Genomic DNA, 22,591 nt, shown 5'->3' with positions numbered 1-22,591 from the left:
CTGGCCGTACAAGGTTCTCACCAACAGGAAACGAGAGCCGTGCCTGAAGCCATCGAAACCCAACTGAAGAAAGGCGTGCTGGCGCTGTGCGTGCTGGCCCTGCTGTCGAAGGCCGACAGCTACGCCTACGAGATCGCCAGCCAGCTGGCCAAGGACATCGACATGGGAGAGGGGACCATCTACCCACTGATGCGGCGCCTGCAGTCCGACGGCCTGGTCGAGACCTATCTGGTCGAGTCGACCAGCGGCCCGCCCCGCAAATACTACCGCCTCACCACGGCCGGCCGCGAAAGCTTCGCCGCCCAGAAGAGCGAATGGGAAGCCTTCGCCAAGGCCGTGAACGACATCCTGGGAGCCGCCGCATGACCCGCGCCGAATTCGTCACCCGTCTGAAGCGCGGCCTGGCCGGCCTGCCGGCCACCACCATCGCCGACGCCGCGGCCGACTACGAGGCCCACTTCGACGACGCCCTCGCCGCGGGCCGCACCGAGGCCGAGACCGCCGCCGCGCTCGGCGACCCCGACCGCCTGGCCCGCGAGCTGCGCGCCGAGGCCGGCCTCAAGCGCTGGGAAGAGACCAAGAACCCCTCGGCCGCCGCCGGCGCCGTGTTCGCGGTGCTGGGCCTGGGCGCGATCGACATCCTGATCCTGTTGCCCATCCTGATGGGCGTGATCGGGGCGCTGTTCGGCTTCTTCATGGCCGGGATCGGCATCTTCGTAGCGGGCGGCTTCGTGTTCTCGGCCGGACCGTTCATGGATCCGCCGGGCGGCCCCGCCTTCGCCATCCTCGGCGGCATCGGCCTGATGGCCGCGGCCACCGCGCTCAGCGCCGTCACCGGCCTGGTCACCGTGGGCCTGGTCAATCTGCTGGTCTGGTACGGCCGGCTCCACTACCGGCTGCTGAAGCCGGCCATCGAACCGCAAGCCTGAGGCCTGGCCATGATCCGCAACCTCACCATCATCGCCGTCGCCAGCTTCGTCCTGGCCGTGGCCTGCCTGGGAACCGCCTTCGCCATCGGCGGCCGCGACCTCGTCAAGAAGGGCGGCTGGAGCTTTCCGGCCAACATCCACATCGAGGATGACGACGGCCGCGTCACCATCCGCCGCAACGGCGACGTGACGATCGAGGACCACGGCCCCAACACTAGCCGCCAGATCGCCTGGACCGGCGGCGACGCCCTGCGCGTCGACCTGCCCGCCCGCGTGATCTTCACCCAGGGCGACAAGGCCGAGATCACCGTCGAGGGACCCGAAGGCCTGGCCCGCCGCGTGGTGCTGACCGGCGAGCGCCTGCACTTCGACGGCGACGGCCAGGGCCGCGGCTTCCGGTTCGACCGCCACGGGATGCAGACCTTCGCCGACCGCGACGACCTGGTCATCCGCATCACCGCCCCGGCCGTGCGCAAGTTCACCCTCAACGGTTCGGGCGACCTCGACATCCAGTCCTACGACCAGCCCGACCTGGCGCTGACCCTGAACGGCAGCGGCGAGGCCTACGCCTCGGGCAAGACCGGCAAGGTCGACCTGAGGATCGCCGGCTCGGGCGAGGCCGAACTGACCGCCCTGACGATCACCGACGCCAAGGTCGCGATCGCCGGCAGCGGCGAGGCCAAGCTGGGCCCCACGGGCGAGGCCGACGTCAACATCGCCGGCAGCGGCGACGTGACCCTGACCGAGCGTCCGGCCAGCCTGTCCAAGTCGATCGCCGGCTCGGGCGACATCAACGAAAGCTGGTGAGCGATCCGGGGGCGGAGGGAGATGACGCGGGGCCTGCAAGCGCCTACCTTACAGGAATGACCGCTCCCCTCTCCGCCCCCTCCCTGCTGGACGCCGCCGGCGTCGACCCGCAACGCGCCCGCGCCATCCTCGGCGAGGCCCTGGCCGGGGCCGACGACGGCGAACTGTTCCTCGAGCGGTCCGAGAGCGAGGCCTTCGTCTTCGACGACGGCCGCCTGAAGACCGCCTCCTACGACAGCGGCGAGGGCTTTGGCCTGCGCGTGGTGGCCGGCGAGACGGCCGGCTACGCCCACGCCTCGGAGATTTCCGAGGCCGCCATCGGCCGGGCCGCCGGCTCGGCCAGCCTGGCCAAGCGCGGCTATGCCGGGATCTCGGCCGAAGGCCCGCGCTCGACCAACGAAAAGCTGTACGGCGAGGACGACCCGGTCTCCTCGCCCGCCTTCTCCGACAAGGTGTCCCTGCTGCAGGAGATCGACGCCTTCGCCCGCCAGCGCGACCCGCGCGTGGTGCAGGTGCTGGCCAGCCTGGCCGGCGAGCGCCGCGTGGTCGAGATCCTGCGCGCCGACGGCAAGCTGATCCGCGACGTGCGCCCGCTGGTGCGCCTGAACGTCCAGGTCACCGTGGAAAAGGACGGCAAGCGCGAGGCCGGCTCGTCCGGCGCCGGCGGCCGCGCCGGCTTCTCGGCCTGGATCAGCCCCGACAAGTGGCAGGGCCAGGTCGACGAGGCCCTGCGCATGGCCCTGGTCAATCTGGACGCCGTCGCCTGCCCGGCCGGCGAGATGGACGTGGTGCTCGGCCCCGGCTGGAACGGCGTGCTGCTGCACGAGGCTGTCGGCCACGGCCTGGAGGGCGACTTCAACCGCAAGGGCATCAGCGCCTTCTCGGGCCGCATCGGCGAGCGGGTGGCCGCCAAGGGCGTCACCGTCTTCGACGACGGCTCGATCCCCGGCCGCCGCGGCTCGCTGACCATCGACGACGAAGGCACCCCGACCGAGCGCACCATCCTGATCGAGGACGGCATACTGGTGGGCTACATGCACGACCGCATGTCGGCCCGGCTGATGGGCATGGCCGCCACCGGCAACGGCCGACGCCAGTCCTACGCCCACATGCCGATGCCGCGCATGACCAACACCGGCATGCTGGCGGGCAATGACGACCCGGCCGAGATGATCGCCTCGATGAAGAAGGGCCTCTACTGCGCCAACTTCGGCGGCGGGCAGGTCGACATCACCAACGGCAAGTTCGTCTTCCAGTGCACCGAGGCCTATCTCGTCGAGGACGGCAAGATCACCGCCCCGGTCAAGGGCGCCACCCTGATCGGCGACGGTCCCAGCGCCCTGACCCGCGTGACCATGATCGGCAACGACTTCGACTTCGATCCCGGCATCGGCGTCTGCGGCAAGGCCGGCCAGGGCGTGCCCGTCGGCGTCGGTCAGCCGTCGCTGAAGATCACCGGCCTGACGGTGGGCGGCACGAACATCTGATCCCAGGATCCTCCCCCTTCGGGGGATCGTTGCATAATGGGGTAAAACAAGAACGACTTTCCCCTTTTGATTCCGAACTGTTCTCGAACGGATTCTGGTCTGTTCTTCGACGTTCCGAATTTCGCAACAGTCCCCTTCGGGGGAGGCTTCTTGAAACCTGGACGGATCCGTCCATTGATGTCCATTATTTAATCCACATTTCAAGCTTGTAACTTTCCCTCCGGCGGGCCATCGGCCCAGTTTGCCAGCCACGCGACTGGCGGGGGCCAGGGGACGGAAAGACATGCAGTTCGGATCGCTTTTCGCGGCCCTCGCGGCCGCCACGCCCGAGGCGGCCGCGCAGGCTCCCGTCGTCGCCGCCTCGACGGAGGGCGTCACCCGCTATCCCGCCGACTTTTTCGCCGAGCGCCAGCCTTTGTCGGCCTACGACATGGTGGTGCGCGTGCCCGGCTTCACCTTCGACGGCGGCGACAGCGTGCGCGGCTTCGGCGGCGCGGCCGGCAACGTGCTGATCGGCGGCCAGCGCCCGGCCACCAAGAGCGAGTCCCTCGAAGACGCCCTGCGCCGCATCCAGGCCAGCCAGGTCGACCGCGTCGAGATCATCGTCGGCGGCGCCCCCGGCATCGACATGCAGGGCAAGAACGTCGTGGCCAACGTGGTGCTGCGCGCCGACGCCAAGGGCTCGACCCTGCTGGCCGTGGCCAGCTCGTTCCAGCAGGACGGCCGCACCACGCCGGCCATGCGCTTCGAGGGCTCGCGCCAGTACGGCGTCAACGCCTTCGACTGGTCGCTGCTGTCCTACCGCTATGTCGACGACGGCGCGGGCGAGGGCCCCAGGGTCGTGCGCCGCGCCAACGGGTCCGTCAGCCCCTCGTGGCTGGACGAGACCGGCGGCGGCGACGGCCTGACCGCCAAGGCCAACCTCAAGCGCCCGCTGCTGGGCGGCCGGCTGTCGGTCAACACCGTCTACGAGCACGAGGTCTACGACTGGAGCCTGGAGGACATTCCTCAGGCCGGGCCCCAGACCGGGTCCCAGGCCGGCGGCGACCGCCTGAAGGTGATCGACGCCGACGACCGCGAGGAGGGCGAGGTCGGCCTCGGCTGGGAAAAAGCCCTGACGGCCAGGTCGCGCGTCGAGCTGACCGGCCTGGTGCGCCGCAAGCACGTCGACTACGCCAGCACCTTCACCGACGCCGCCGAGTCCGGCCGCTTCACCTCGGCCCGCGACAGCGGCGAGAGCATCGCCCGCGGCGTCCTGCGCCACACCCTGAGCCCGACCCTGTCGTTCGAGGGCGGCGGCGAGATCGCGGTGAACTTCCTGGAGAGCCAGATCGGCTACCTGGTCAACGGCGCGCCCCAGGTGCTGCCGGCCGCCAACGTGCGGGTCGAGGAAAAGCGCGGCGAGGCCTTCGGCGTGGCCACCTGGCGAGGCCACGCCAAGCTGACCCTGGAAGGCGCGCTGCGGCTGGAGCGCTCGACCATCTCGCAGACCGGCGACACCAACCTGGAGAAGTCGTTCACCTATCCCAAGCCGCGCCTGTCGGCGACCTGGTCGCCCACCGCCCACGACCAGTTCCGCGGCCGCGTCGAGCGCGAGGTCGGCCAGCTCGACTTCTCCGACTTCGTCTCCTCGACCACCTTCTCCACCGGCCGCGACACGGCCGGCGGCGCCGAGCTGGTGCCCGAGCGCGCCTGGGTGTTCGAGGCGGCCTGGGAGCGCAAGTTCGGCAAGGACGGCGCCGTGGTGCTGACCGGCCGCCACAAGGAGATCAGCGACGTCGCCGACCGCATCCTGGTGGTCGACAAGGCCGGCGGCCTGTACGACGCGCCCGGCAACATCGGCGACGCCGTCAGCGACGAGTTGGAGCTGTCGGTGAACCTGCCGCTGGAGCGCTTGGTCCCCGGCGGCCTGCTGCGCGGCAAGGGAATCTGGACCCGGTCGAAGGTCGTCGACCCGATCACCGGCCGCGAGCGCCGGATCAGCGACCAGGAGCCCTTCGAGGGCGAGCTGCGGTTCTCGCAGGACCTGCCCAAGCGCAAGCTGCAGTGGGGCGTGGAACTGTTCTCGGCCGAGGTCGAGACCTCCTACGCCTTCAACGAGGTCAGCCGCTTCGAGATCGAGCCCTGGCTGACGGCCTATGCCGAGGTCAAGCCGCGCCAGGGCCTGTCGCTGCGGGTCGAGGCCCAGAACCTCACCGGGCGCGGCCTCAACCGCCGGCGCGAGGTGTTCGAGGGCCGGGTCCGCGCGCCTGGCGACTTCGCCTATCTCGACGACCGCCGCGTCGACTTCGACCCGTTCATCTACTTCCGCCTGCGCCAGACCTGGGGCTGAGCGGACCCCGCGAGACAACAAGGCCGCCGCCCGCGCCTCTCGGTCCCCAACCCCAGCGGACAGAAGCGGCCACTTCGAAAGGACCCCGGTTCTCGCCGGGGTCCTTTTTCTTTTCGCGCCGTCAGCCCTCGCCCTGGCCCACGCCCAAGGCGTCCATCGCCCGGGCCAGGTTCTCCAGCGTGTAGGGCTTCTGCACCACCAGCCGCCCGCGATGGTTCTGCGGCAGGTTGGCCTGCTCGCCATAGCCGGTGGCGAACAGGAACGGCACCTTCAGGTCGGCCAGGCGATCGGCGACGGGATAGCTGTTGCGGTCGCCCAGGTTGATGTCCAGCACCGCCACGGTCGGACGGTTGGCCTCGATGCTGTCGAGCGCGCCCTGCACCGTGGCGGCCGTCGTGACGCCGTCGGCGCCCAGGCGGTTGGCGATGTCCTCGGCGTCCAGGGCGATGATCAGGCTGTCCTCGACCAGCAGCACGTTCTGGCCGCGCAGGATCTTGGACGGGGCCGGATGCGCGTGGCCGGGCGCCGGACGCGGATACTTGATCGCCTGCGGCCCGCCGCCCGCGCGCGGTTCCGAAAGGTGGCGCGCCGGGATCGTGAAGGCCGCGTGGAAGCCCTTGGGGTCGTAGTCGGTCTTCACCGCGCCGCCCAGGTCGTAGGGCACCGAGCGCTCGATGATCGTCGTGCCGAAGCCCTTGCGGGTCGGCGCGACCACCGGCGGGCCGCCGGCCTCGCGCCATTCGACGGTCAGGTCGCCGGCGGCCTTGCGATGCCAGCCGATCGTCACCTGCCCGCCCTCGGCCGACAGCGCGCCGTACTTGTTGGAGTTGGTCACCAGCTCGTGGAAGACCAGCGCCAGGGTCGAATAGGCCTGGGGATTGAGCGACACCGGCTCGCCCTGCACGACGATGCGGTCGCGCTCGTCGACGAAGGCGGCCGCCTCGGCGTCGATCAGGGCCTGCAGCGGCGCGGGTCCCCAGTGGTCGTCGGTGATCTGGTTGTGGGCGCGCGCCAGGGCGTGGATGCGCCCGTCGACGACCTTGACGAACTCGGCGATGTCGCCGCCCGCCGGCAGCGACTGGCGGATCAGGCCGCGGATCAGGCCCAGGATGTTGCGCACCCGGTGGTTCAGCTCGGCGATCAGCAGTTCCTGGCGGGCGCTGGCCTGCTGGCGCTCGGCCGAGGCCTCGTCGGCCAGCCGCAGCACCACCTCGATCAGCGTGGCGCGCAGGGTCTCGGCGACGCGCACCTCCGAGCCCGTGAAGGGCTGGGACTTGCCCTCGACCAGTTCCTTCCATTCGGCGAAGCTGGCGCGCGGGGTCAGGCGCGGCCCGTTGGGCCCGTAGTCCACCGGCTTGTGCGGGTCGCCGGCCCAGCGCACCGAGTGGATCAGCTCCTTGCGGAACAGCACCACGTAGTCGCGCGGCGAGCGCGAGATCGGGATCGCCAGCAGGCCCGCCGCGTCGGACGCGAAGGCATGGGCCTCTGCGACCAGGGAGCCGATGTGGTCGGTGGCGAACACCTTGCCGGCGGCGGTGCCGTTCAGCGCCCGGACGATCCGGCGGAAGTCGGCCAGCGGCGGCACGGTTCCCGAGAAGGCGTAGTTGCCGCCCAGCCAGACGCCCACACCGTCGGCGGGGATGGCGTTGGTCAGGATGTCGCCCAGCCAGTCGGGATCCTTCAGCAGCGTCTCGTCCGAGGCCACCGCCCCCAGCAGTTGGTCGGAGATGTCGCGCGCCCGGCGCTCGTACTCGACCGTCTCCTGGCGCTCGCGGCTCTCCAGCCGCATCGAGAACATCTGGGCGAACAGCTCGCTAACCGAGCGGCGCTCGAAGGTGGGGCAGCGCGGCGAGTAGTGGTGGCAGGCGAACAGCCCCCACAGCCGCCCCTCGACGATGATCGAGATCGACAGGGACGCCTGCACGCCCATGTTCTTCAAATACTCGATGTGGATCGGCGAGACCGAGCGCAGCACCGACAGCGACAGGTCCAGCGGCTGGCCGCTCTGGTCGCGCTGCGGCGTGATCGGCACGGGCTCGGCGTTGACGTCGGTGATCACCCGCAGGAGGTTGCGGCGATAGAGCTCCCGGGCCTGGACCGGAATGTCCGAGGCCGGATAGCGCAGGCCCATGAACGAGCCGATGCCCGAACGCACGGCCTCGGCGACCACCTCGCCCGAGCCGTCGGCGGCGAAGCGGTAGACCATCACCCGGTCGAACTCGATCAGCGCCCGCACCTGGCGGGCGCCCTCGCGATAGAAGGCGGAAAACTCGGTCGCCCCGTCCAGGCGGGCGATCATCGAGCGCACCATGCCGGTGGCGTCGCCGTGCTCGCCCGAGGCCGGTTCGGCCTCGATGACGATCTGGCCGCCGGAGAAATGCAGGGCGACGTCGAAGTTCGGACGGCCGGCCACCAGTTCCAGGTCGAAGATGCGCTCGACCGCGTCGGGGCCGCGCAGCAGGGTCGAGCGGTTGCGCAGGTCGTGCACCGCCTTGGGGACGAACAGCTCGAACAGCGGCTTGCCGAAGAGCTCGTCCGGTTCGAAGCCGATGAACTGGGCGACGTTGGTCGAGGCCCGCGCCACCAGCCAGTCGGCGGTCAGGGCGATCAGGAAGCCGATGGGCTGGATGGCGCCCAGGATATGGATCGGCTCGCGGTCGCAGTTGGTGAGATCGACGGGCGGGTTTTCGGACGTCAAGGCGAGCTCCAGAAACGGGAAAAGCGCCTCGGGGAGCTTGGCCGTATGAGTAAGTAGCTGGAACGCGAGCCCGCGGTCACGGTTCCGCGCCCTACTTGTCCACCACCTTGATGATGCGGTCGGAGGATGGGCGTCCGGCCAGGCCCTTGCCGGCGGCGTAGGTGACGATCAGGGCGTCGTCCTTGATCGTCGCGCCGGGCTTGCGGCCCTCGGCCAGCAGGACGCGGCCGATGCGGTTCAGCAGGCTGCGATCGCCGTTGCGGGCCATCCGCTCGAAGGCCTCGGCGGTGACGTTGGCGCATTCGGCCACCAGCACAGAGGTCTCGGGCCGCGCGTCCTGCACGGTCTCGAAGCTGACCCGGTGGCGGGCGGCGCGGCTGGCGCGGTCGGCGGCCGCCAGCATGCGCTGGAAGAGGGCGTTGGGCGTGATGAAGGCCGGCGGCTGGATGGTCTGGGCCCGCCCCATCAGCGCCGCGGCCGCGCCGGCCGGCCGGTCGGGCGTGAAAAGGGTCATGCCGCCCAGCTTGGTGGCGCGCAGCACCGGCTCGCCCAGCTCGTTCTTGTAGATGACGTCGCCGCGCGGACCGGCGTGCGGCGAAAGCACCCACACCTCGCTGCTGTTCTCGAACTTCAGCAGGGTGGTCGGGGTGGCGCGGTCGAGCACGAAGGCCCCGCCGCCGTCGGAGACGTAGCGGGCCACCGGCGGCGGCGGCGGCTTGCGGGCCTCGGCGGTGGCGCGGTCGCCGAACAGGGCGTCGCGCAGGCTGTGCTTGGATTGCGCCGCGACGGGCGTGGCGATGGTCAGGCCTGCCAGGGCGAGCATCAGCGTTGCCGCGCAGCCTCCCGGCCCCATCCTTTCCACCGTCGGTCGTATCATGCGAACGGTGATGGTCCCCGACTGGGGCGAATCTTGGACGTGGAGGCGGCGCTTCCTGGCAAGCGTCGCCGTGCGACTTTTCTGCAACGCTTCCCCTGGCGCGCGGCCCCCGCCGCCCGCTCCCCTGGAGCCTGCCCGCTTCGGTCTCCCGCAACGGACAAGCAGACTCGTCCCAAACAGGGGGCGCGCGGCGTCCACCACGCGCTCCCGGTCGGCGCGATTGACGCCAACCGGGACCGTCAGGTCAAGACATAAGCCTCAGGCCAGGTACTGGCCGCCGTTCAGCGACAGGGTGGCCCCGGTCACGAAGCCGGCCCGCTCGCCGGCCAGGAACGAGACCATGTCGGCGATCTCCTCGCCCTTGCCCAGGCGGCCGACGGGGATGCCGCCGATGATGCCGGCCAGCACCGTCTCGGGCACCGCGGCCACCATCTCGGTGTCGATGTAGCCCGGGCAGATCACGTTGACGGTGACGCCCTTCTTGGCGTTCTCCAGGGCCAGGGCCTTGGTGAAGCCGATCAGGCCGGCCTTGGCGGCCGAGTAGTTGGTCTGGCCGACCTGGCCCTTCTGGCCGTTGATCGAGCTGATGTTGACGATCCGGCCCCAGCCGCGCTCGCGCATGCCCTCGATCACCGGGCGGGTCATGTTGAAGGCCGAGTCCATGTTGACCCGGATCACTTCCGACCACTGCTCGTAGGTCATCTTGTGCAGGAAGCCGTCGCGGGTGATGCCGGCGTTGTTGACCAGCACGTCGACCGGCCCCAGTTCGGCGGTCACCTTGGCCACCGCGGCCTGGCAATCCTCGAACGAGCCGACATTGCCCTTGACCACCATCACGCCCAGCTCCTTGGCGCAGGCCTCGGCCGCCGCCTCGTTGCCGGAATAGCCTGCCGCGACCTTGAGGCCGTCGGCCACCAGCCGCTCGCAGATCGCCCGACCGATACCGCGCGTGCCGCCGGTCACGAACGCAACTCTAGCCATCCAGTAGTCTCCCGCTGCCGTTACGTCATGGTTGCACGTGGTCGCGTCCGGAGCGCAAGCCCCGGACGCGGTTTGTCACGAAGACTTCTTCCGAGGCCAGACGACCCGGGTCAGACGGCCTCGACGCAGAGGGCCACGCCCATGCCGCCGCCGACGCACAGCGTGGCCAGACCCTTCTTGCCGCCCGAGCGCTTCAGCTCGTGCACCAGGGTGGTCAGGATGCGCGCGCCCGAGGCGCCGATCGGGTGGCCGATGGCGATGGCGCCGCCGTTGACGTTGACCTTGGCCGGGTCGAGGCCCAGCTCGCGCACCACCGAGATCGACTGGGCGGCGAAGGCTTCGTTGCTCTCGATCAGGTCGAGGTCGGAAACGCTCCAGCCGGCCTTTTCCAGCGCCTTCTTGGTGGCCGGGATCGGGCCGGTGCCCATGATCTCGGGCTCGACGCCGGCATTGGCCCACGAGACTATCTTGGCCAGGGGCTTGAGGCCGCGCTTGGCGGCTTCCTCGGCCGTGGTCAGCACCAGGGCGGCGGCGCCGTCATTAAGGCCCGAGGCGTTGGCGGCGGTCACCGAGCCGTCCTTGGCGAAGGCCGGCTTCAGGCCCGAGATGCTGTCCAGCGTCACGCCGTGGCGGATGTACTCGTCCTGGTCGACGACGGTGTCGCCCTTGCGGCCCTTGATGGTCACCCCGACGATCTCGTCGGCGAACTTGCCGGCCTTCTGGGCGGCCTCGGCCTTGTTCTGGCTGGCGACGGCGAACTTGTCCTGGTCCTCGCGGGTGATCTGCCAGCGGTTGGCGATGTTCTCGGCCGTCTGGCCCATGTGGTAGCCGTGGAAGGCGTCCCACAGGCCGTCCTTGATCATGGTGTCGACGAAGCCCAGGTCGCCCATCTTCTGGCCGGTGCGCAGGGCCTGGGCGTGCGGGGCCTGGCTCATGCTCTCCTGGCCGCCGACCACGACGATCTTGGCGTCGCCCGACAGGATCTGCTGGGCGCCCAGGGCCACCGCGCGCAGGCCCGAGCCGCACAGCTGGTTGAGGCTCCAGGCGGGGCTCTCGACCGGGATGCCGGCCTTGACCGAGGCCTGGCGGGCCGGACCCTGGCCGGCGCCGGCCTGCAGCACCTGACCCAGGATCACCTCGTCGACGTCGGCCGGCGTGATCCCGGCCCGCTCGACGGCGGCGGCGATCGCGGTCTTGCCCAGCTCCGAAGCCGGCAGGCTGGACAGCGCGCCGAGGAAGGAGCCCACCGGCGTGCGGGCGGCGGAGACGATGACGATGTCGGTCATTGGCTGTGATTTCCCGTGACTGGTCCGTGGCGCTTTTCGCAGGTGCAGCGCCCACACTTTTGCAGTGCAACAGCACCATGCCCAAACGAACGGCGTTCGTCACGAATACATTTTCACGTCATCATCTGGCGTACAGATCCTCGGAGGACTGGCGCCATGGCTTTGCATTAGCGATAGTGCGATGCGAAAAGGCGGGCGACACCGCTGTCCCAGGGAACGAAATGTCCGAGAACCCCGACAAAGGCGAAGCCGCCCCCGGCGCCGACAAGGTCTCCGCCGAGAAGGGCTCGGGTCAGCGCGTCGTCATCAAGAAGTACGCCAACCGCCGGCTCTACAACACTGCGTCCAGCTCCTACGTCACCCTCGAACACCTGTCGGACATGGTGAAGGAGGGCGTCGACTTCGTGGTCTACGACGCCAAGACCAACGACGACATCACCCGCTCGGTCCTGACCCAGATCATCTTCGAAGAGGAAAACCGCGGCGGCGGCCAGAATCTGCTGCCCATCCAGTTCCTCCGCCAGCTGATCGGCTTCTACGGCAACTCGATGCAGGCCTTCCTGCCCAGCTACCTGGAGATGTCGCTGGAAAGCTTCTCCAAGCAGCAGGAGCGCATGCGCCAGCAGTTCACGGGCCAGGGGCTCGGCGGCAAGGCGGCCGCCCCGGGCATGGCCATCTACGAGGAACAGATCCGCCAGAACATGGCGCTGTTCGACCGGGCCATGAAGATGTTCTCGCCCTTCGCCTACAGCCGTCCCGAAGACGCCGCGTCCGAGACGCCGGCCGCGCCTCCGCCCCCCGCGCCGGCCCCGGCCGCGCCCAGCGAGGACAGCCTGGCCGACCTCAAGCGCCAGCTCGAAGCCATGCAGGAACAGATCGCCAAGCTGGCGACCAAGTCCTAACCTCCGTCAACCATGACGGCGCATTCGTTCTTAACGGAGGCGCCGCTAGCATGCCGACCATGACCGGTCCCATCGACTCCATCCGACGCGCAGCCACAGCGCGCCGGGCGCTGGCCGCGCCCAAGGACTCCGACCGCCACGAGGCGGACGGCGAAGAGGTCGTGTTCGTCCGCGACGAAGAGGAGACGCCGGCCGATCCGCCGCCGCAGCCGCGCCCGCGCGGCCCGTTCGCCGCCTTCGCCGCCCAGGTCATGGGCCAGCCCGGCCAGAAGCGCGGCCTGCGCGGTGGGCAGGAAGTGCTCGACGCGGCGCGTTCGACCTATCTCGGCACGGAATATTCCGGCCCGGCCGACCGCCGTCCCAAGGCGGGCCTGATCAAGAAGACCGAGATCTAGCCGCTTCGGCGGCTGCCAGGCCGGCGACCTGCGCCTCCAGGGCCGCCACCCTCGCCTCCAATCGCGCCGTCCGCTCGGCGGCCGGATCGACCGGCGCGGCGTGCGCGCCCACGCCGGCCCGATGCGCGGCCTCGTCGCGCGAGACGCCCGTCATCTCGGCAAAAACCGCCAGTTCGGCCGGCCCGATCTCGCGCTGGTCCTTGAAGACCAGGTCCAGGTCCGCCGCGCTCAGGCCCGCCGCCGCGGCCAGGGTCGCGCGGTCCAGCCCCCGCTCGGCCAGCCGCGCGTCATACCAGTGGTGATCGAAGAACAGCGCCATGCGGGTTTTCTAGCGCCCCGCCCCGACTTGGCGCCAGTCTTGCTAGGTCGAGACCCGAATCTTTTCGGAAAGCGTCCCGACCTATGCTGTCCATCCTGATCCGAGCGCTCGACGTGGCCGTCGTCACCCTGATCTTCTCGGTCCTGACCTGACACCGTTTTCCTGACAACGCTTCCCTGCGACAAAAGCGCCGAGCGACATCCATTCGCTTGAACGGCGGGACCAGCGGGTCCAATTTAACCGTGTCGCGTCCACCCCCCACAACGCGACATGCGTACCGCCGGCCCGAGGTTGCCCCTAGTCCTCGGGCCGGTTCTACGTCCGGGTATCCCAAGACATGGTTGGATTTCACGGCCGCCTTTCAGGGTGACGCAGCGCGTCCGCGCAAAGACTATTCCCCAAAATTCTTCGCTTCCCTCGCCCCTGTGGCGAGGGCCCAGGCCGGCGACCGCTCAAACCTCGCTAGTGCGTCATGGGTCTGAGCAGGCTGAACGATGGATCCTGGGCACAAGGCCCAGGAAGGCAATCGAGGAAGGCTGGGAAATCCGCCGCTTCTCGCACCCTACGCCGCCTCGAGCAGCATCATCGTGCCCTGGCCGCCATCGGCGCAGATGCTGACGATCGCCTTCTCGCCCTTGCCCCGCGCGGCCAGTTCCTTGGTCGCCTGGCTAAGAATCCGCGCGCCGGTGGCGCCGAACGGGTGACCCAGCGCCAGGCTGCCGCCCGTGGGGTTCATCCGCTCGCGCGGGAAGGCGCCCAGGTCGGCGGTGACGCCGGCCCTGTCGGCCAGGAACTTTTTGCTCTCCCAGGCGGCGATATGAGACAGCACCTGGGCCGCGAAGGCCTCGTGGATCTCCCACAGGCCGATGTCGGAAAGCGTCAGGCCGTTGCGGGCCAGCATGCGCGGCACGCCGTAGGCCGGGGCCATCAGCAGCCCCTCGCTGCGCAGGTCGATGGCCGTGACCTCGTAGTCGAGGATCTTCACCCGCGGCGTCCGTTCCGGCAGGCGCGCCAGTCCCGCCTCCGACGCCACCCAGACGCTGGCCGCGCCGTCGGTGAGGGGCGAGGAGTTGCCGGCCGTCAGCGTGCCCTGGCCGCTGGTCTTGTCGAAGGCCGGCTTGAGCTTGGCCAGCTTCTCCAGCGTGCTGTCCTTGCGCGGAATGGTGTCGCGGCGCGCCTCGCCGACCGGGATCACCAGGTCGTCGAAGAAGCCGTTCTCCCAGGCGCGCACGGCGTTCTGGTGGCTGGAAAAGGCGATGGCGTCCTGGTCGGTGCGGGCCAGGCCCCACTCCTTGGCCGTGATCTCGGTGTGCTCGCCCATGGAAAGGCCCGTAGTGCGGTTGGCCACCTTGGGCACGAACAGCCTGGCGTCGGCGGCCTTGAACGCCGACAGCACCGCCAGGCGCTGCTTCAGGTCGCGGGCCTGCTGGAAGCGGCGGATCCAGTCCGACAGCCGCACCGACAGCCCGATCTGCACCCGGCTCATGGCCTCGACGCCGCCGACGAGGGCGAGGTCGCGCCCGCGCCCGTCGATCATGCCGGCGGCCTCCAGCACGCCCGCCATGCTGGTCGAGCAGGCCATGACCGTCGAGAAGGCCGGGATGGTCGGGTCGGCCCCGGCGTCCAGGAGCACCTCGCGGGCGATGTTGCTCCAGGTCAGGTTGGGGATCACCGTGCCCCAGACCGCGAAGTCGGGCCGCGCGCCCTTGTCGAGCATGGCCTTCACCACCGGCACGGAGAGGTCGATGGCGTCGTGGGCGGCCAGCGCCCCGTCGACCTTGGCGAAGGGCGAGCGCAGGCCGGCGGCGAGCCAGAGATTGGAGGCGGTCATGACACGGCGTCCGTAAGAGGGTCTGTTACCGATAGATAGGCAGTCGCATCCGCCGGCGCTTGTCGAAATCGGCCGCGCTCACGAATAGCGTTCCTCGGCCCACGGATCGCCGCGGTTGTGATAGCCGCGCTCCTCCCAGAAGCCCGGCCGGTCGGCGGCGACGAACTCGATCCGCCTCAGCCACTTGGCGCTCTTCCAGAAATACAGGTGCGGCACGACCAGCCGCACCGGGCCGCCGTGCTCGGGCGCGATCGGCGCTCCTTCCCAGCCGTGGGCCAGCAGCGCGCCTTCGTGGGCGAAGTCGTCGAGGGAAAGGTTGGTGGTGTAGCCGTCGTAGCTGTGCAGCACCACGAACCGCGCCTCGTCCTTCGGGGCCACGGCCAGCACCAGGTCGCGGGTCAGCACGCCGTCCCAGTGGTTGTCGTAGCGCGACCAGGTGGTGACGCAGTGGATGTCCGAGACGGGCTGGCTCTGCGGCTGGGCCAGCAGCGCCTGGAAGCTCCAGGTCGCCGGCCGCGACACCAGGCCGTCGATGCGCAGGCGCCAGTCCTCAAGGGTCACGTCGGGCTTGAGGCCCAGATCCAGCACCGGCCAGTCGCGGGTCAGGTGCTGGCCGGGCGGCAGGCGTTCGCTCTCCGGGCGGCTCGTCTGGCCGGTCAGGAACTTGCCCGAGCGCGCCCAGGCTTCCTTGCTGCGGGTCAGCTTGCTGTCTTCTGGCGGCTGGTCGTCCATCGGGCCTCCTGCATCGGAAGGCTAACGCGGGACCAAGCCTGACGGCTTGAAGAAAGCTCTCGGCTTGTCTCGCCCTTAGCGCATCTCGCCGAAATCGACATCGCGGCGGGCGGCGACGATGGTGACGATGAAGCCGGCCAGCACATCCAGCAGCACCATCAGGGTGATCAGGAAGAACACCGAGGTCGCGAAGGCCGGAAGAAGCAGGAGCTCCACTAGGCAGACGATGAACAGCACCATCGACAGCGAGTGGTTGACGATCGCCACCTTGCGGCTGGTCGTCGACTTCAGCAGCTCGACGAACAGCACGATCAGCGAGGCGCCGAGCAGCAGGTCGCCCCAGCTGACGATCCAGTCGACGCGCGAGGCCATGTGGATACGAAACAGCTGCTCGCCGAACCGATAGCTCGCCGCGTCCGACGAGAACCCGCCGCCGACCGTCAGGGCCAGCAGGTTGTAGATCAGCACCGGCAGGGCCAGCAGCGGAAAGGCGGCGAACATTGCGGTGAATTCCCCCGAAGTCGGCTTCCAGGGTTAACCGGTTTTGCGCAGCGGGTGAAGCGGGGGCCGCCCCACGGGCGAGCGGACGATGGCCCTCTTCGCTTCTCTGTTTTGCTTCCCTCGCCCCTATGGCGAGGGCTCATGCCGGCGACCGCTCAGACCTCGATCAAGCGCGAAACGTCTGAGCAGGCTGAACCATGGATCCTGGGCGCAAGGCCCAGGAAAGCAGATCGGGGTGCGAGAGAGGGTGGCGACCCCTACGCCTCGTCGACGCCCTGCGGGTTGCGGGCGCGCGACTGCAGCCACATCACGCCAAACAGGTCGCTGACCGAGGCCTTCAGGCGGCCGAAGTTGGTGTACTTCGACACCCCGGTCTCGCGGTGACGGTGGTTCACCGGCTGGAAGGCGATCTCATAGCCCTCGCGCAGCATCAGCGCGGGGATGTAGCGGTGGATGTGATCGAAGTAGGGCAGCCGCAGGAAGGCCTCGCGGCGGAAGGCCTTCAGGCCGCAGCCGGTGTCGTTGGCGGTGTCCTTCAGGAGTCTCTTGCGCACCCCGTTGCCGAACTTGCTGGCGAAGCGCTTGGCGTTGCTGTCCTGGCGCTTGACCCGCTCGCCGCCGACCAGGGCCAGCTCGGCGGGACCCGCTTGCAAGGCCTTGGCCAGGCGCGGCGCGTCGGCCGGGTCGTTCTGGCCGTCGCCGTCCATGGTCACCACGATCGGCGCGCGGGCGGCCAGGATGCCGCTGCGGATCGAGCGGCTCTGGCCCGAGTTCTTGCGGTGGCCCAGCACGCGCAGCTGCGGGATCTCGGCCTTCAGCTGCGTCAGCAGGGCCTTGGTGTCGTCGCGGCTGGCGTCGTCCACGAAGATCATCTCGTAGGACTCGCCGGCGAAGGCGGCGGCGATCTCGCGCGCCAGGGCCGGCGCGGCCCCGCCTTCGTCGAATACGGGCACGACGACGGAGAAATCGGGGATCGCGGCGGGATTGGAAGACGTCATGGCCGCTTTTACCGCAAAACTCGCGCCGTGAAAGGATCGTGCTATTCCAGCACGCATGAGCCCGACCGCCAGCCCTGCCCCCAGCCAAAGCCCGAGTCTCGAATCCCGTCTCGACGACTGGTCGCGCGGCTGGCGCGCGCCGGTCTTCGCCGCCCTCGTGGCGCTGATCGCCGGCCTGCCCGGCCTGTTCGCCATGCCGCCGCTCGACCGCGACGAGTCGCGCTTCGCCCAGGCCACCGCCCAGATGCTGGAGACGGGCGACTACGTGAACATCAAGCTTCAGGACCAGCCGCGCAACAAGAAGCCGGTCGGCATCCACTGGCTGCAGGCGGTGGCGGTCGAGGCCGTCTCCGCGCCGGAAGACCGGGGCATCTGGGCCTACCGCATCCCCTCGCTGCTGGGGGCCATGCTGGCGGCCGCGGCCTGCGCCTGGGGCGCGGCGGCCTTCTTCGGCCCGCGCGAGAGCCTGCTGTCGGGCGCTATCCTGGGCGCGACCTTCCTGCTGTCGACCGAGGCCTTCATCGCCAAGACCGACGCGGCCCTGTGCGGCTTCACCACCCTGGCCATGGCGGGCCTGGCGCGGATCTACGCGGCGGGCCTGGCGGGCGAGAAGGCCGGCAAGGGACCCAAGCTCGCCTTCTGGATCGGCATGGCCATGGCCGCCCTGATCAAGGGCCCGGTCGGCCTCTTGGTCGCGATCCTGGCGATCCAGGCCCTGTGGGCCTGGGACCGCAGGATAGGCTGGCTCAAGCAGCTGGGCTGGAGCTGGGGCGTGATCCTGTTCGCCGCCATCGTCCTGCCCTGGGCGACCATGATCACCATCGCCACCGACGGCGCCTTCTGGGGCGCGGCGGTGGGCGGGGACCTGGCCCCCAAGCTGGCCGGCGGCCACGAGAGCCACAGCGGCCCGTTCGGCTACTACGCCCTGCTCTCGCCGCTGCTGCTGTTCCCCGTCACCCTGCTGCTGCCCGCGGCCCTGGTGCTGGGCTGGACCGGCCGCAAGGAGCCGGGCGTGCGCTTCGCCCTGTGCTGGCTGATCCCGACCTGGCTGATGTTCGAGATCCTGCCGACCAAGCTGGCCCACTACACCCTGCCCTCGTTCGGGGCCTTGGCCATGCTGATGGCGGCGGCCCTGCGCGCGCCTCTGGGCCTCATTTCGCGCATCGTCGGCACGGCCCTGCTGGCGCTGGCGGGCGTGGCCTTCGCCGCCGTCTGCATCGTCGCCTGGAAGACCTACGCCGCGCCCTCGGCCCTGCCGCTGGCGATCCTTTCGGCCCTGCTGTTCGTGGCCGCCGCCGTCGCCGGCGGCTGGCTGATCCTGCGCAGGCAGGCCGCCAAGGCCCTGGTCACCGCCGGCGTGCTGGGCATCCTGGCCCACGGGACCATGGCCGGCCTCCTGGCCCCGCGCCTCGACTCGCTGTGGCTGTCCAAGCGCCTGGCCCGCGCGCTCGAGGCCGCCGACCTGGCCCCCCGCGCCGGCGCTCCCGGCCCGGTGGCGGTGACCGGCTATTCCGAGCCCAGCATGGTGTTCCAGCTGGGCACGACCACCGAGCTGACGGATGCGGAAGGCGCGGCCGACGCCGTCGACGAGGGTCGTCCGGCCGTCGTCGAGGGCCGCGAGGACGAGAAGTTCCGCGCCGCCCTGGCCGCCCTCGGCCACGCCCCGCGCCAGGCGGGCGAGATCAGGGGCCTGAACTATTCCGACGGCGACGACGAGGTGCTGCGCCTCTATCGCGGCGAGCCCCGCCGCCCCGCTCCTGTCGCGCACGAGGCGCCCGACGCCGTCACCGAGGCCGAACCGGAGGTGCAGCCGTGAGCCGCTTCATCGAGATCGTCGAGGTCGGTCCGCGCGACGGCCTGCAGAACGAGAAGGCCATCCTGTCGGTCGACGAGAAGCTCGACCTGATCCGCCGCCTCGAGGCCGCCGGCGCCCGGCGCACCGAGGTGGTCTCGTTCGTGAACCCCAACCGCGTGCCGCAGATGGCCGGCGCCGAAGAGATCATGGACGCCCTGGGCGGTCCTGATCCCAAGCGCTCGCGCATCGGCCTGGTGCTGAACATGCGCGGCTGGGAGCGCTGCGTGTCGACCGGCTGCGACGAGGCCAACGTCGTGGTCTGCGCGTCGGACGGCTTCGGTACGCGCAACCAGGGCGCCACGGTCAGCCAGCAGCTGGATACGCTGGCCGCCATCGTCGAGCGCCAGGCGATCGACGGCGGCCCGCCGATCACCGCCACCATCTCGGTGGCCTTCGGCTGTCCGTTCGACGGCGAGATCTCCGAGGACCAGGTGATGGCCATCGCCCGCGAGGCCGCGTCGATGAACGTGCCCGAGATCGCCATCGCCGACACCATCGGCGTCGCTGATCCCTGGACCGTCCGCAAGCGCATCGAGGCCGTCCGCGCCGCCGCGCCCGACGCGCGCCTGCGCATGCACTTCCACGACACCCGCAACACGGGCCTGGCCAACGCCTTCGCCAGCGTCGAGGCCGGGGTCGACGTGCTCGACGCCTCGGTCGGCGGCCTGGGCGGCTGCCCCTTCGCCCCGGCGGCGACCGGCAACATCGGGACGGAAGACCTCGTCTACATGCTGGAGCGGGCCGGGTTCGAGACGAGCTACGACCTGGCCGCGCTGATCACGATCGGCCGCGACATCAGCGAGCGGCTCGGCAAGGCCCCGGCGTCTTCGCTGGCGCGGGCCGGCGGGTTTCCATCATAAAAACCTCTCCCTATGGGAGAGGGTGAGATTTAGGCCGCGAAGCGGCCCAGGTCCTGCTTGCTCTCGACCAGGTCCAGAACGTCGCCCATGCGAAACCCGGGGTCGACCGGATGCAGGGCGTCGTAGATCGAGCGGGCGAAGGCGAGATCGGCCGGGGTCTTCACGCGCCAGTCCAGGCTGGACCAGTCACGCACGGCCCGCAGGTGGGCGTGGCGGAAGCGGCCGGGCTGGTTGCGGATGGCGGCGGTGGGCGAGATGCGGGCCAGCGGGTCGCGCTCCTCGGCGGCGGAAATGCGCAGGGCCTTTGCCGAGATCACCTCGACCTCAAGGCCGGCCGGATAGGTGCGGTAGACGCGGTTGGAGGCGTAGTCGGCGCCGGTGCTCAGGGCCAGCTTGACGGTCTGGTCGATCAGGCCCGGGTCGACGAACGGCGCGTCGCCCTTCAGGCGGACGATGTGGCTGACCGGGCCGGCGGCCTCGGCGCAGCGGGCGATGCGGTCGAGAATGTCGGCGCCGGCCCCGCGATGGACGGTGACGCCGCGCGACACCAGGAAGCCGGCCAGCGCGTCGTCGGCCGGCTGGTCGCTGGTGGCGACGATGATCTTGGAAAGGGTCTGGGCCTGCCGGATCCGTTCCAGCTGGCGCAGGATCATCGGCTGTCCCTGGAGGGTGGCCATCGCCTTGCCGGGCAGACGGCTGGAGCCCATGCGGGCCTGCAGGACAGCGAGGATCATGGTGTTGCCTCCCTTCGAGGCGTCTTGTCCGGTTCTATTCTGAACCTTGAGCTTCGAGTCGGGTCCGCCGCTAGGCGACCCAACGTCGCGGGTCGAGAGCCACCGGATCGTCGATGGCCATCTCGTCCCAGTCCAGGTCCGGCGGCGGGCTCGAGGCGGCCGCGACGACGGCCGACAGTTCGGCGGCCGAGGTGACGCCGACGATCACGGCCGAGGCCTCCGGGCGCGACAGGGCGAAACCCAGGGCGGCCTGCAGCGGGTCCGAGCGGCCTTCGGCGATCATGCGGCGCACGCGCGACAGGCGGCCCGAGGCCCCCTTCAGCTGGGCCGGAACGCGGTCGGGCGGCAGGAACAGCAGGCCGTTGAGGAAGATCGAGCGCAGCTGCACCTCGACGCCCATGCCGGCGATGCGCTGCAGCGAGCCGTCGGCCAGCAGGCGCTGGTCGAGCAGGCTGGCGGGCGCCTGGATGATGTCGGGCTTGAAGCGGCGGGCCACGCCCACCGGATCGTCGGTGGCGTGGGCGGAAATGCCGATGTTGCGGAACAGGCCCTGCTCGCGCAGGCGCAGCAGGCGGTCCCACATGGCCGGGCCATGCACGCCGAACAGTTCCGACGGCGATTGGACGACGATGGTGTCGGCGCGTTCCAGGCCCAGGCGGCGCAGCGAGCCGCGGGCCTCGGCCTCGACGAAGTCCGGCCCGCGGTCGGCGCGGGCGGCCGCCAGGGTCACCCGGCACGAGACGGGACGCGGGATCAGGTCGCCGAGCACGGATTCCGAGCGGCCATAGACGCCCGAGACGTCCAGCACCGACAGGCGGGCGCGGGCGGCGATGTTCAGGATGTCGCGGGCCTCGACCTCGGGGGAGCGCGAACGCGGCGACGCGTTCATGCCGTCCAGTCCGAACTGGGCGGCGGCAAGACCGAGCTTTGAGACGGTGAGCGACATGAACTTCCGCGTCGGATGAAGCACCAATGTCGAGGAGCCTACGCGCCAAGGTTTGAAGAAGGCGTTTCTGGAACCTTGCCGAGGGGTTAAGATCGGCTCGATGGACCTTACCGATCCCGCCGCCCTTTCCGGCCCCGAATGGCCCATGCACGGCCTGGCCGACGACATGCGGCCGGCCCTCGAAACGGCCCTGGCGGAAGGTCCCGCGGCGCTGGCCACGATCATCGCCCTCGAGGGCGGGGGGCCGCGTCCGGTCGGCACGCAAATGGTGTTCGCGCAAGGCTTCGTGGCCGGCTTCCTGTCGGGCGGCTGCATCGAGGGCGACGTCGAGCTGCACGCCCGGGCGGTGCTGGAGACGGGGATCCCGAGACGCCTCGTCTACGGCGAAGGCAGCCCCTGGCCGGACATCCGCCTGCTGTGCGGCGCCCGCATCGAGATCCTGGTCGAACGTCTTAACGCCGACGACGGCGCGGTGCGCGACCTTTTGACTCACGCCCGGAAGCGGCGGCCGGCCCTGTGGTTCACCGACGGGACCCGGCGGGTCTGCGCGCCGGTCGGCGCCACGCCGGTTCCGTGGCCGGGGGTGTTCATGCGCCGCTTCGATCCGGTCCCGCGCTTGGTGGTCATGGGCGGCGATCCCACCGCCCTGGCCCTGGCCAGCCTCGGCGTCCAGGCAGGGTTCGAAACCACGCTGGTCCGCCCCAAGGGCCCGATGGCCGCGCCGCCCTTGCCCGGCGTGCAGTACAGCCGCGAGGCTCCGGGCGTCGCGCTCGCGGCCACGGGCCTCGACGCCTGGACGGCCGTGGCGGTGTGCAGCCACGACATGGCGCTGGATCACGAGGCCCTGCTGGCCGCCCTGCCCTCGCCCGCACCCTATGTCGGCCTGCTGGGCGCGCGGCGGCGGCTGGCCGAACGGCTCTGCGCGCTGAAGGCCGACGGCCTGACGGAAAGGGACCTGGCCAAGCTGCGCGCGCCCATCGGCCTGGACCTGGGCGGCAAGGCCCCGTTCGAGGTGGCCGTGGCCGTCATCGGCGAGATCATCGCCACCCGCAACGGACAGCCGGCGCTGGAGAGAAGGGCCGAGGCGGTGGGCTAAGCGCGCCCGCCACCGCCAAGGCCGC

At 70.2% G+C, this 22,591-nt stretch carries 21 protein-coding genes; 10 read left to right on the top strand and 11 right to left on the bottom strand.

Annotation, left to right across the window (positions count from 1 at the left end):
- Positions 1–39 precede the first annotated feature (39 nt).
- From C1707_RS07310 to C1707_RS26040, 5 genes are all read left to right on the top strand, one after another.
- Positions 40–366, top strand: a complete 327-nt coding sequence (locus C1707_RS07310; RefSeq protein ID WP_101711316.1) for a PadR family transcriptional regulator — start codon at positions 40–42, stop codon at positions 364–366.
- Positions 363–929: a DUF1700 domain-containing protein gene (locus C1707_RS07305; protein ID WP_101711315.1), complete on the top strand. Its 567-nt coding sequence runs from the start codon at positions 363–365 to the stop codon at positions 927–929. The genes C1707_RS07310 and C1707_RS07305 overlap by 4 nt, the downstream gene beginning before the upstream one ends.
- A 9-nt stretch (positions 930–938) precedes the next feature.
- On the top strand, positions 939–1,736 hold the full coding sequence (locus C1707_RS07300) for a GIN domain-containing protein (RefSeq protein WP_101711314.1): 798 nt from the start codon (positions 939–941) through the stop codon (positions 1,734–1,736).
- Positions 1,737–1,792: 56 nt separating this feature from the next.
- Positions 1,793–3,223, top strand: coding sequence for a metalloprotease TldD (gene tldD / locus C1707_RS07295; RefSeq protein ID WP_101711313.1), 1,431 nt, complete (start codon positions 1,793–1,795; stop codon positions 3,221–3,223).
- Between the two features lie 283 nt (positions 3,224–3,506).
- On the top strand, positions 3,507–5,555 hold the full coding sequence (locus tag C1707_RS26040) for a TonB-dependent receptor plug domain-containing protein (RefSeq protein WP_164467298.1): 2,049 nt from the start codon (positions 3,507–3,509) through the stop codon (positions 5,553–5,555).
- Between the two features lie 121 nt (positions 5,556–5,676).
- On the opposite strand, the gene C1707_RS07285 is transcribed toward C1707_RS26040, so the two are convergent.
- The 4 genes from C1707_RS07285 to C1707_RS07270 all read right to left on the bottom strand — a co-directional run bounded on the left by C1707_RS07285 (position 5,677) and on the right by C1707_RS07270 (position 11,397).
- Complete coding sequence (locus C1707_RS07285; RefSeq protein WP_101711312.1) at positions 5,677–8,253, bottom strand: HWE histidine kinase domain-containing protein; 2,577 nt, start codon at positions 8,251–8,253, stop codon at positions 5,677–5,679.
- A 91-nt stretch (positions 8,254–8,344) separates the two neighbouring features.
- Positions 8,345–9,076: a DUF4908 domain-containing protein gene (locus C1707_RS07280; RefSeq protein ID WP_240633887.1), complete on the bottom strand. Its 732-nt coding sequence runs from the start codon at positions 9,074–9,076 to the stop codon at positions 8,345–8,347.
- Between the two features lie 312 nt (positions 9,077–9,388).
- On the bottom strand, positions 9,389–10,111 hold the full coding sequence (gene phbB, locus C1707_RS07275) for a beta-ketoacyl-ACP reductase (protein ID WP_101711310.1): 723 nt from the start codon (positions 10,109–10,111) through the stop codon (positions 9,389–9,391).
- A gap of 110 nt (positions 10,112–10,221) precedes the next feature.
- On the bottom strand, positions 10,222–11,397 hold the full coding sequence (locus C1707_RS07270; protein WP_101711309.1) for an acetyl-CoA C-acetyltransferase: 1,176 nt from the start codon (positions 11,395–11,397) through the stop codon (positions 10,222–10,224).
- Between the two features lie 221 nt (positions 11,398–11,618).
- Here C1707_RS07270 and phaR point away from each other — a divergent pair, with 221 nt between their 5' ends.
- Both phaR and C1707_RS07260 read left to right on the top strand, forming a co-directional pair.
- Positions 11,619–12,299, top strand: a complete 681-nt coding sequence (gene phaR, locus C1707_RS07265; protein WP_101711308.1) for a polyhydroxyalkanoate synthesis repressor PhaR — start codon at positions 11,619–11,621, stop codon at positions 12,297–12,299.
- A 59-nt stretch (positions 12,300–12,358) separates the two neighbouring features.
- Entirely contained in the window at positions 12,359–12,694 is a 336-nt protein-coding gene (locus C1707_RS07260) for a hypothetical protein (RefSeq protein ID WP_101711319.1), read from the top strand.
- Here the strand turns inward: C1707_RS07260 and C1707_RS07255 are convergent.
- From C1707_RS07255 to C1707_RS07235, 5 genes are all read right to left on the bottom strand, one after another.
- A complete protein-coding gene (locus C1707_RS07255) occupies positions 12,675–13,013 on the bottom strand; it encodes a DNA-binding protein (RefSeq protein WP_101711307.1) in 339 nt (112 codons plus the stop codon). The two genes, C1707_RS07260 and C1707_RS07255, sit on opposite strands and share 20 nt — an antisense overlap.
- A gap of 562 nt (positions 13,014–13,575) precedes the next feature.
- Positions 13,576–14,844, bottom strand: a complete 1,269-nt coding sequence (locus C1707_RS07250; protein WP_101711306.1) for an acetyl-CoA C-acyltransferase — start codon at positions 14,842–14,844, stop codon at positions 13,576–13,578.
- A 78-nt stretch (positions 14,845–14,922) separates the two neighbouring features.
- Positions 14,923–15,576, bottom strand: a complete 654-nt coding sequence (locus tag C1707_RS07245) for a sulfite oxidase-like oxidoreductase (RefSeq protein WP_101711305.1) — start codon at positions 15,574–15,576, stop codon at positions 14,923–14,925.
- 75 nt (positions 15,577–15,651) lie between these two features.
- A complete protein-coding gene (locus tag C1707_RS07240) occupies positions 15,652–16,077 on the bottom strand; it encodes a hypothetical protein (RefSeq protein WP_101711304.1) in 426 nt (141 codons plus the stop codon).
- Positions 16,078–16,334: 257 nt separating this feature from the next.
- The gene (locus tag C1707_RS07235) at positions 16,335–17,075 is read right to left on the bottom strand and encodes a glycosyltransferase family 2 protein (protein ID WP_101711303.1); all 741 of its coding nucleotides are present in this window, start codon (positions 17,073–17,075) and stop codon (positions 16,335–16,337) included.
- A 55-nt stretch (positions 17,076–17,130) separates the two neighbouring features.
- Between C1707_RS07235 and C1707_RS07230 the strand changes: the two genes are divergently transcribed.
- Positions 17,131–18,891: an ArnT family glycosyltransferase gene (locus tag C1707_RS07230; protein ID WP_101711302.1), complete on the top strand. Its 1,761-nt coding sequence runs from the start codon at positions 17,131–17,133 to the stop codon at positions 18,889–18,891.
- Positions 18,888–19,790 carry a hydroxymethylglutaryl-CoA lyase gene (locus tag C1707_RS07225; protein ID WP_101711301.1) on the top strand — a complete coding sequence of 301 codons (903 nt, stop codon included), beginning with the start codon at positions 18,888–18,890 and terminating at the stop codon, positions 19,788–19,790. Before C1707_RS07230 ends, C1707_RS07225 begins: the two co-directional genes overlap by 4 nt.
- A gap of 29 nt (positions 19,791–19,819) precedes the next feature.
- Here the strand turns inward: C1707_RS07225 and C1707_RS07220 are convergent, their stop codons facing one another.
- Positions 19,820–20,524: a glycosyltransferase family protein gene (locus C1707_RS07220; protein WP_101711300.1), complete on the bottom strand. Its 705-nt coding sequence runs from the start codon at positions 20,522–20,524 to the stop codon at positions 19,820–19,822.
- A gap of 70 nt (positions 20,525–20,594) precedes the next feature.
- The gene (locus C1707_RS07215) at positions 20,595–21,470 is read right to left on the bottom strand and encodes a bifunctional regulator KidO (protein ID WP_101711318.1); all 876 of its coding nucleotides are present in this window, start codon (positions 21,468–21,470) and stop codon (positions 20,595–20,597) included.
- A gap of 100 nt (positions 21,471–21,570) precedes the next feature.
- On the opposite strand from C1707_RS07215, the gene C1707_RS07210 reads away from it, so the two are divergent.
- Positions 21,571–22,566 (top strand): XdhC family protein, encoded by a 996-nt coding sequence (locus tag C1707_RS07210; protein WP_101711299.1) that lies wholly within the window; start codon positions 21,571–21,573, stop codon positions 22,564–22,566.
- Positions 22,567–22,591: the final 25 nt, after the last annotated feature.

The organism is Caulobacter flavus, from assembly GCF_003722335.1.
Taxonomy (GTDB): Bacteria; Pseudomonadota; Alphaproteobacteria; order Caulobacterales; family Caulobacteraceae; genus Caulobacter; species Caulobacter flavus.
The sequence above is the reverse complement of the archived record's forward strand: the minus strand, read 5'-3'. Positions and strand labels throughout refer to the sequence as shown.

Coding starts and splice junctions, on each gene's coding strand:
- C1707_RS07245 (WP_101711305.1), bottom strand. CDS start 15,576: ATGGACGACCAGCCGCCAGAAGACAGCAAGCTGACCCGCAGCAAGGAA.
- C1707_RS07230 (WP_101711302.1), top strand. CDS start 17,131: ATGAGCCCGACCGCCAGCCCTGCCCCCAGCCAAAGCCCGAGTCTCGAA.
- phbB (WP_101711310.1), bottom strand. CDS start 10,111: ATGGCTAGAGTTGCGTTCGTGACCGGCGGCACGCGCGGTATCGGTCGG.
- C1707_RS07280 (WP_240633887.1), bottom strand. CDS start 9,076: ATGCTCGCCCTGGCAGGCCTGACCATCGCCACGCCCGTCGCGGCGCAA.
- C1707_RS07300 (WP_101711314.1), top strand. CDS start 939: ATGATCCGCAACCTCACCATCATCGCCGTCGCCAGCTTCGTCCTGGCC.
- C1707_RS07270 (WP_101711309.1), bottom strand. CDS start 11,397: ATGACCGACATCGTCATCGTCTCCGCCGCCCGCACGCCGGTGGGCTCC.
- C1707_RS07235 (WP_101711303.1), bottom strand. CDS start 17,075: ATGACGTCTTCCAATCCCGCCGCGATCCCCGATTTCTCCGTCGTCGTG.
- C1707_RS07240 (WP_101711304.1), bottom strand. CDS start 16,077: ATGTTCGCCGCCTTTCCGCTGCTGGCCCTGCCGGTGCTGATCTACAAC.
- C1707_RS07215 (WP_101711318.1), bottom strand. CDS start 21,470: ATGTCGCTCACCGTCTCAAAGCTCGGTCTTGCCGCCGCCCAGTTCGGA.
- C1707_RS07250 (WP_101711306.1), bottom strand. CDS start 14,844: ATGACCGCCTCCAATCTCTGGCTCGCCGCCGGCCTGCGCTCGCCCTTC.
- C1707_RS07210 (WP_101711299.1), top strand. CDS start 21,571: ATGGACCTTACCGATCCCGCCGCCCTTTCCGGCCCCGAATGGCCCATG.
- C1707_RS07305 (WP_101711315.1), top strand. CDS start 363: ATGACCCGCGCCGAATTCGTCACCCGTCTGAAGCGCGGCCTGGCCGGC.
- C1707_RS07260 (WP_101711319.1), top strand. CDS start 12,359: ATGACCGGTCCCATCGACTCCATCCGACGCGCAGCCACAGCGCGCCGG.
- phaR (WP_101711308.1), top strand. CDS start 11,619: ATGTCCGAGAACCCCGACAAAGGCGAAGCCGCCCCCGGCGCCGACAAG.
- C1707_RS26040 (WP_164467298.1), top strand. CDS start 3,507: ATGCAGTTCGGATCGCTTTTCGCGGCCCTCGCGGCCGCCACGCCCGAG.
- C1707_RS07255 (WP_101711307.1), bottom strand. CDS start 13,013: ATGGCGCTGTTCTTCGATCACCACTGGTATGACGCGCGGCTGGCCGAG.
- tldD (WP_101711313.1), top strand. CDS start 1,793: ATGACCGCTCCCCTCTCCGCCCCCTCCCTGCTGGACGCCGCCGGCGTC.
- C1707_RS07220 (WP_101711300.1), bottom strand. CDS start 20,524: ATGATCCTCGCTGTCCTGCAGGCCCGCATGGGCTCCAGCCGTCTGCCC.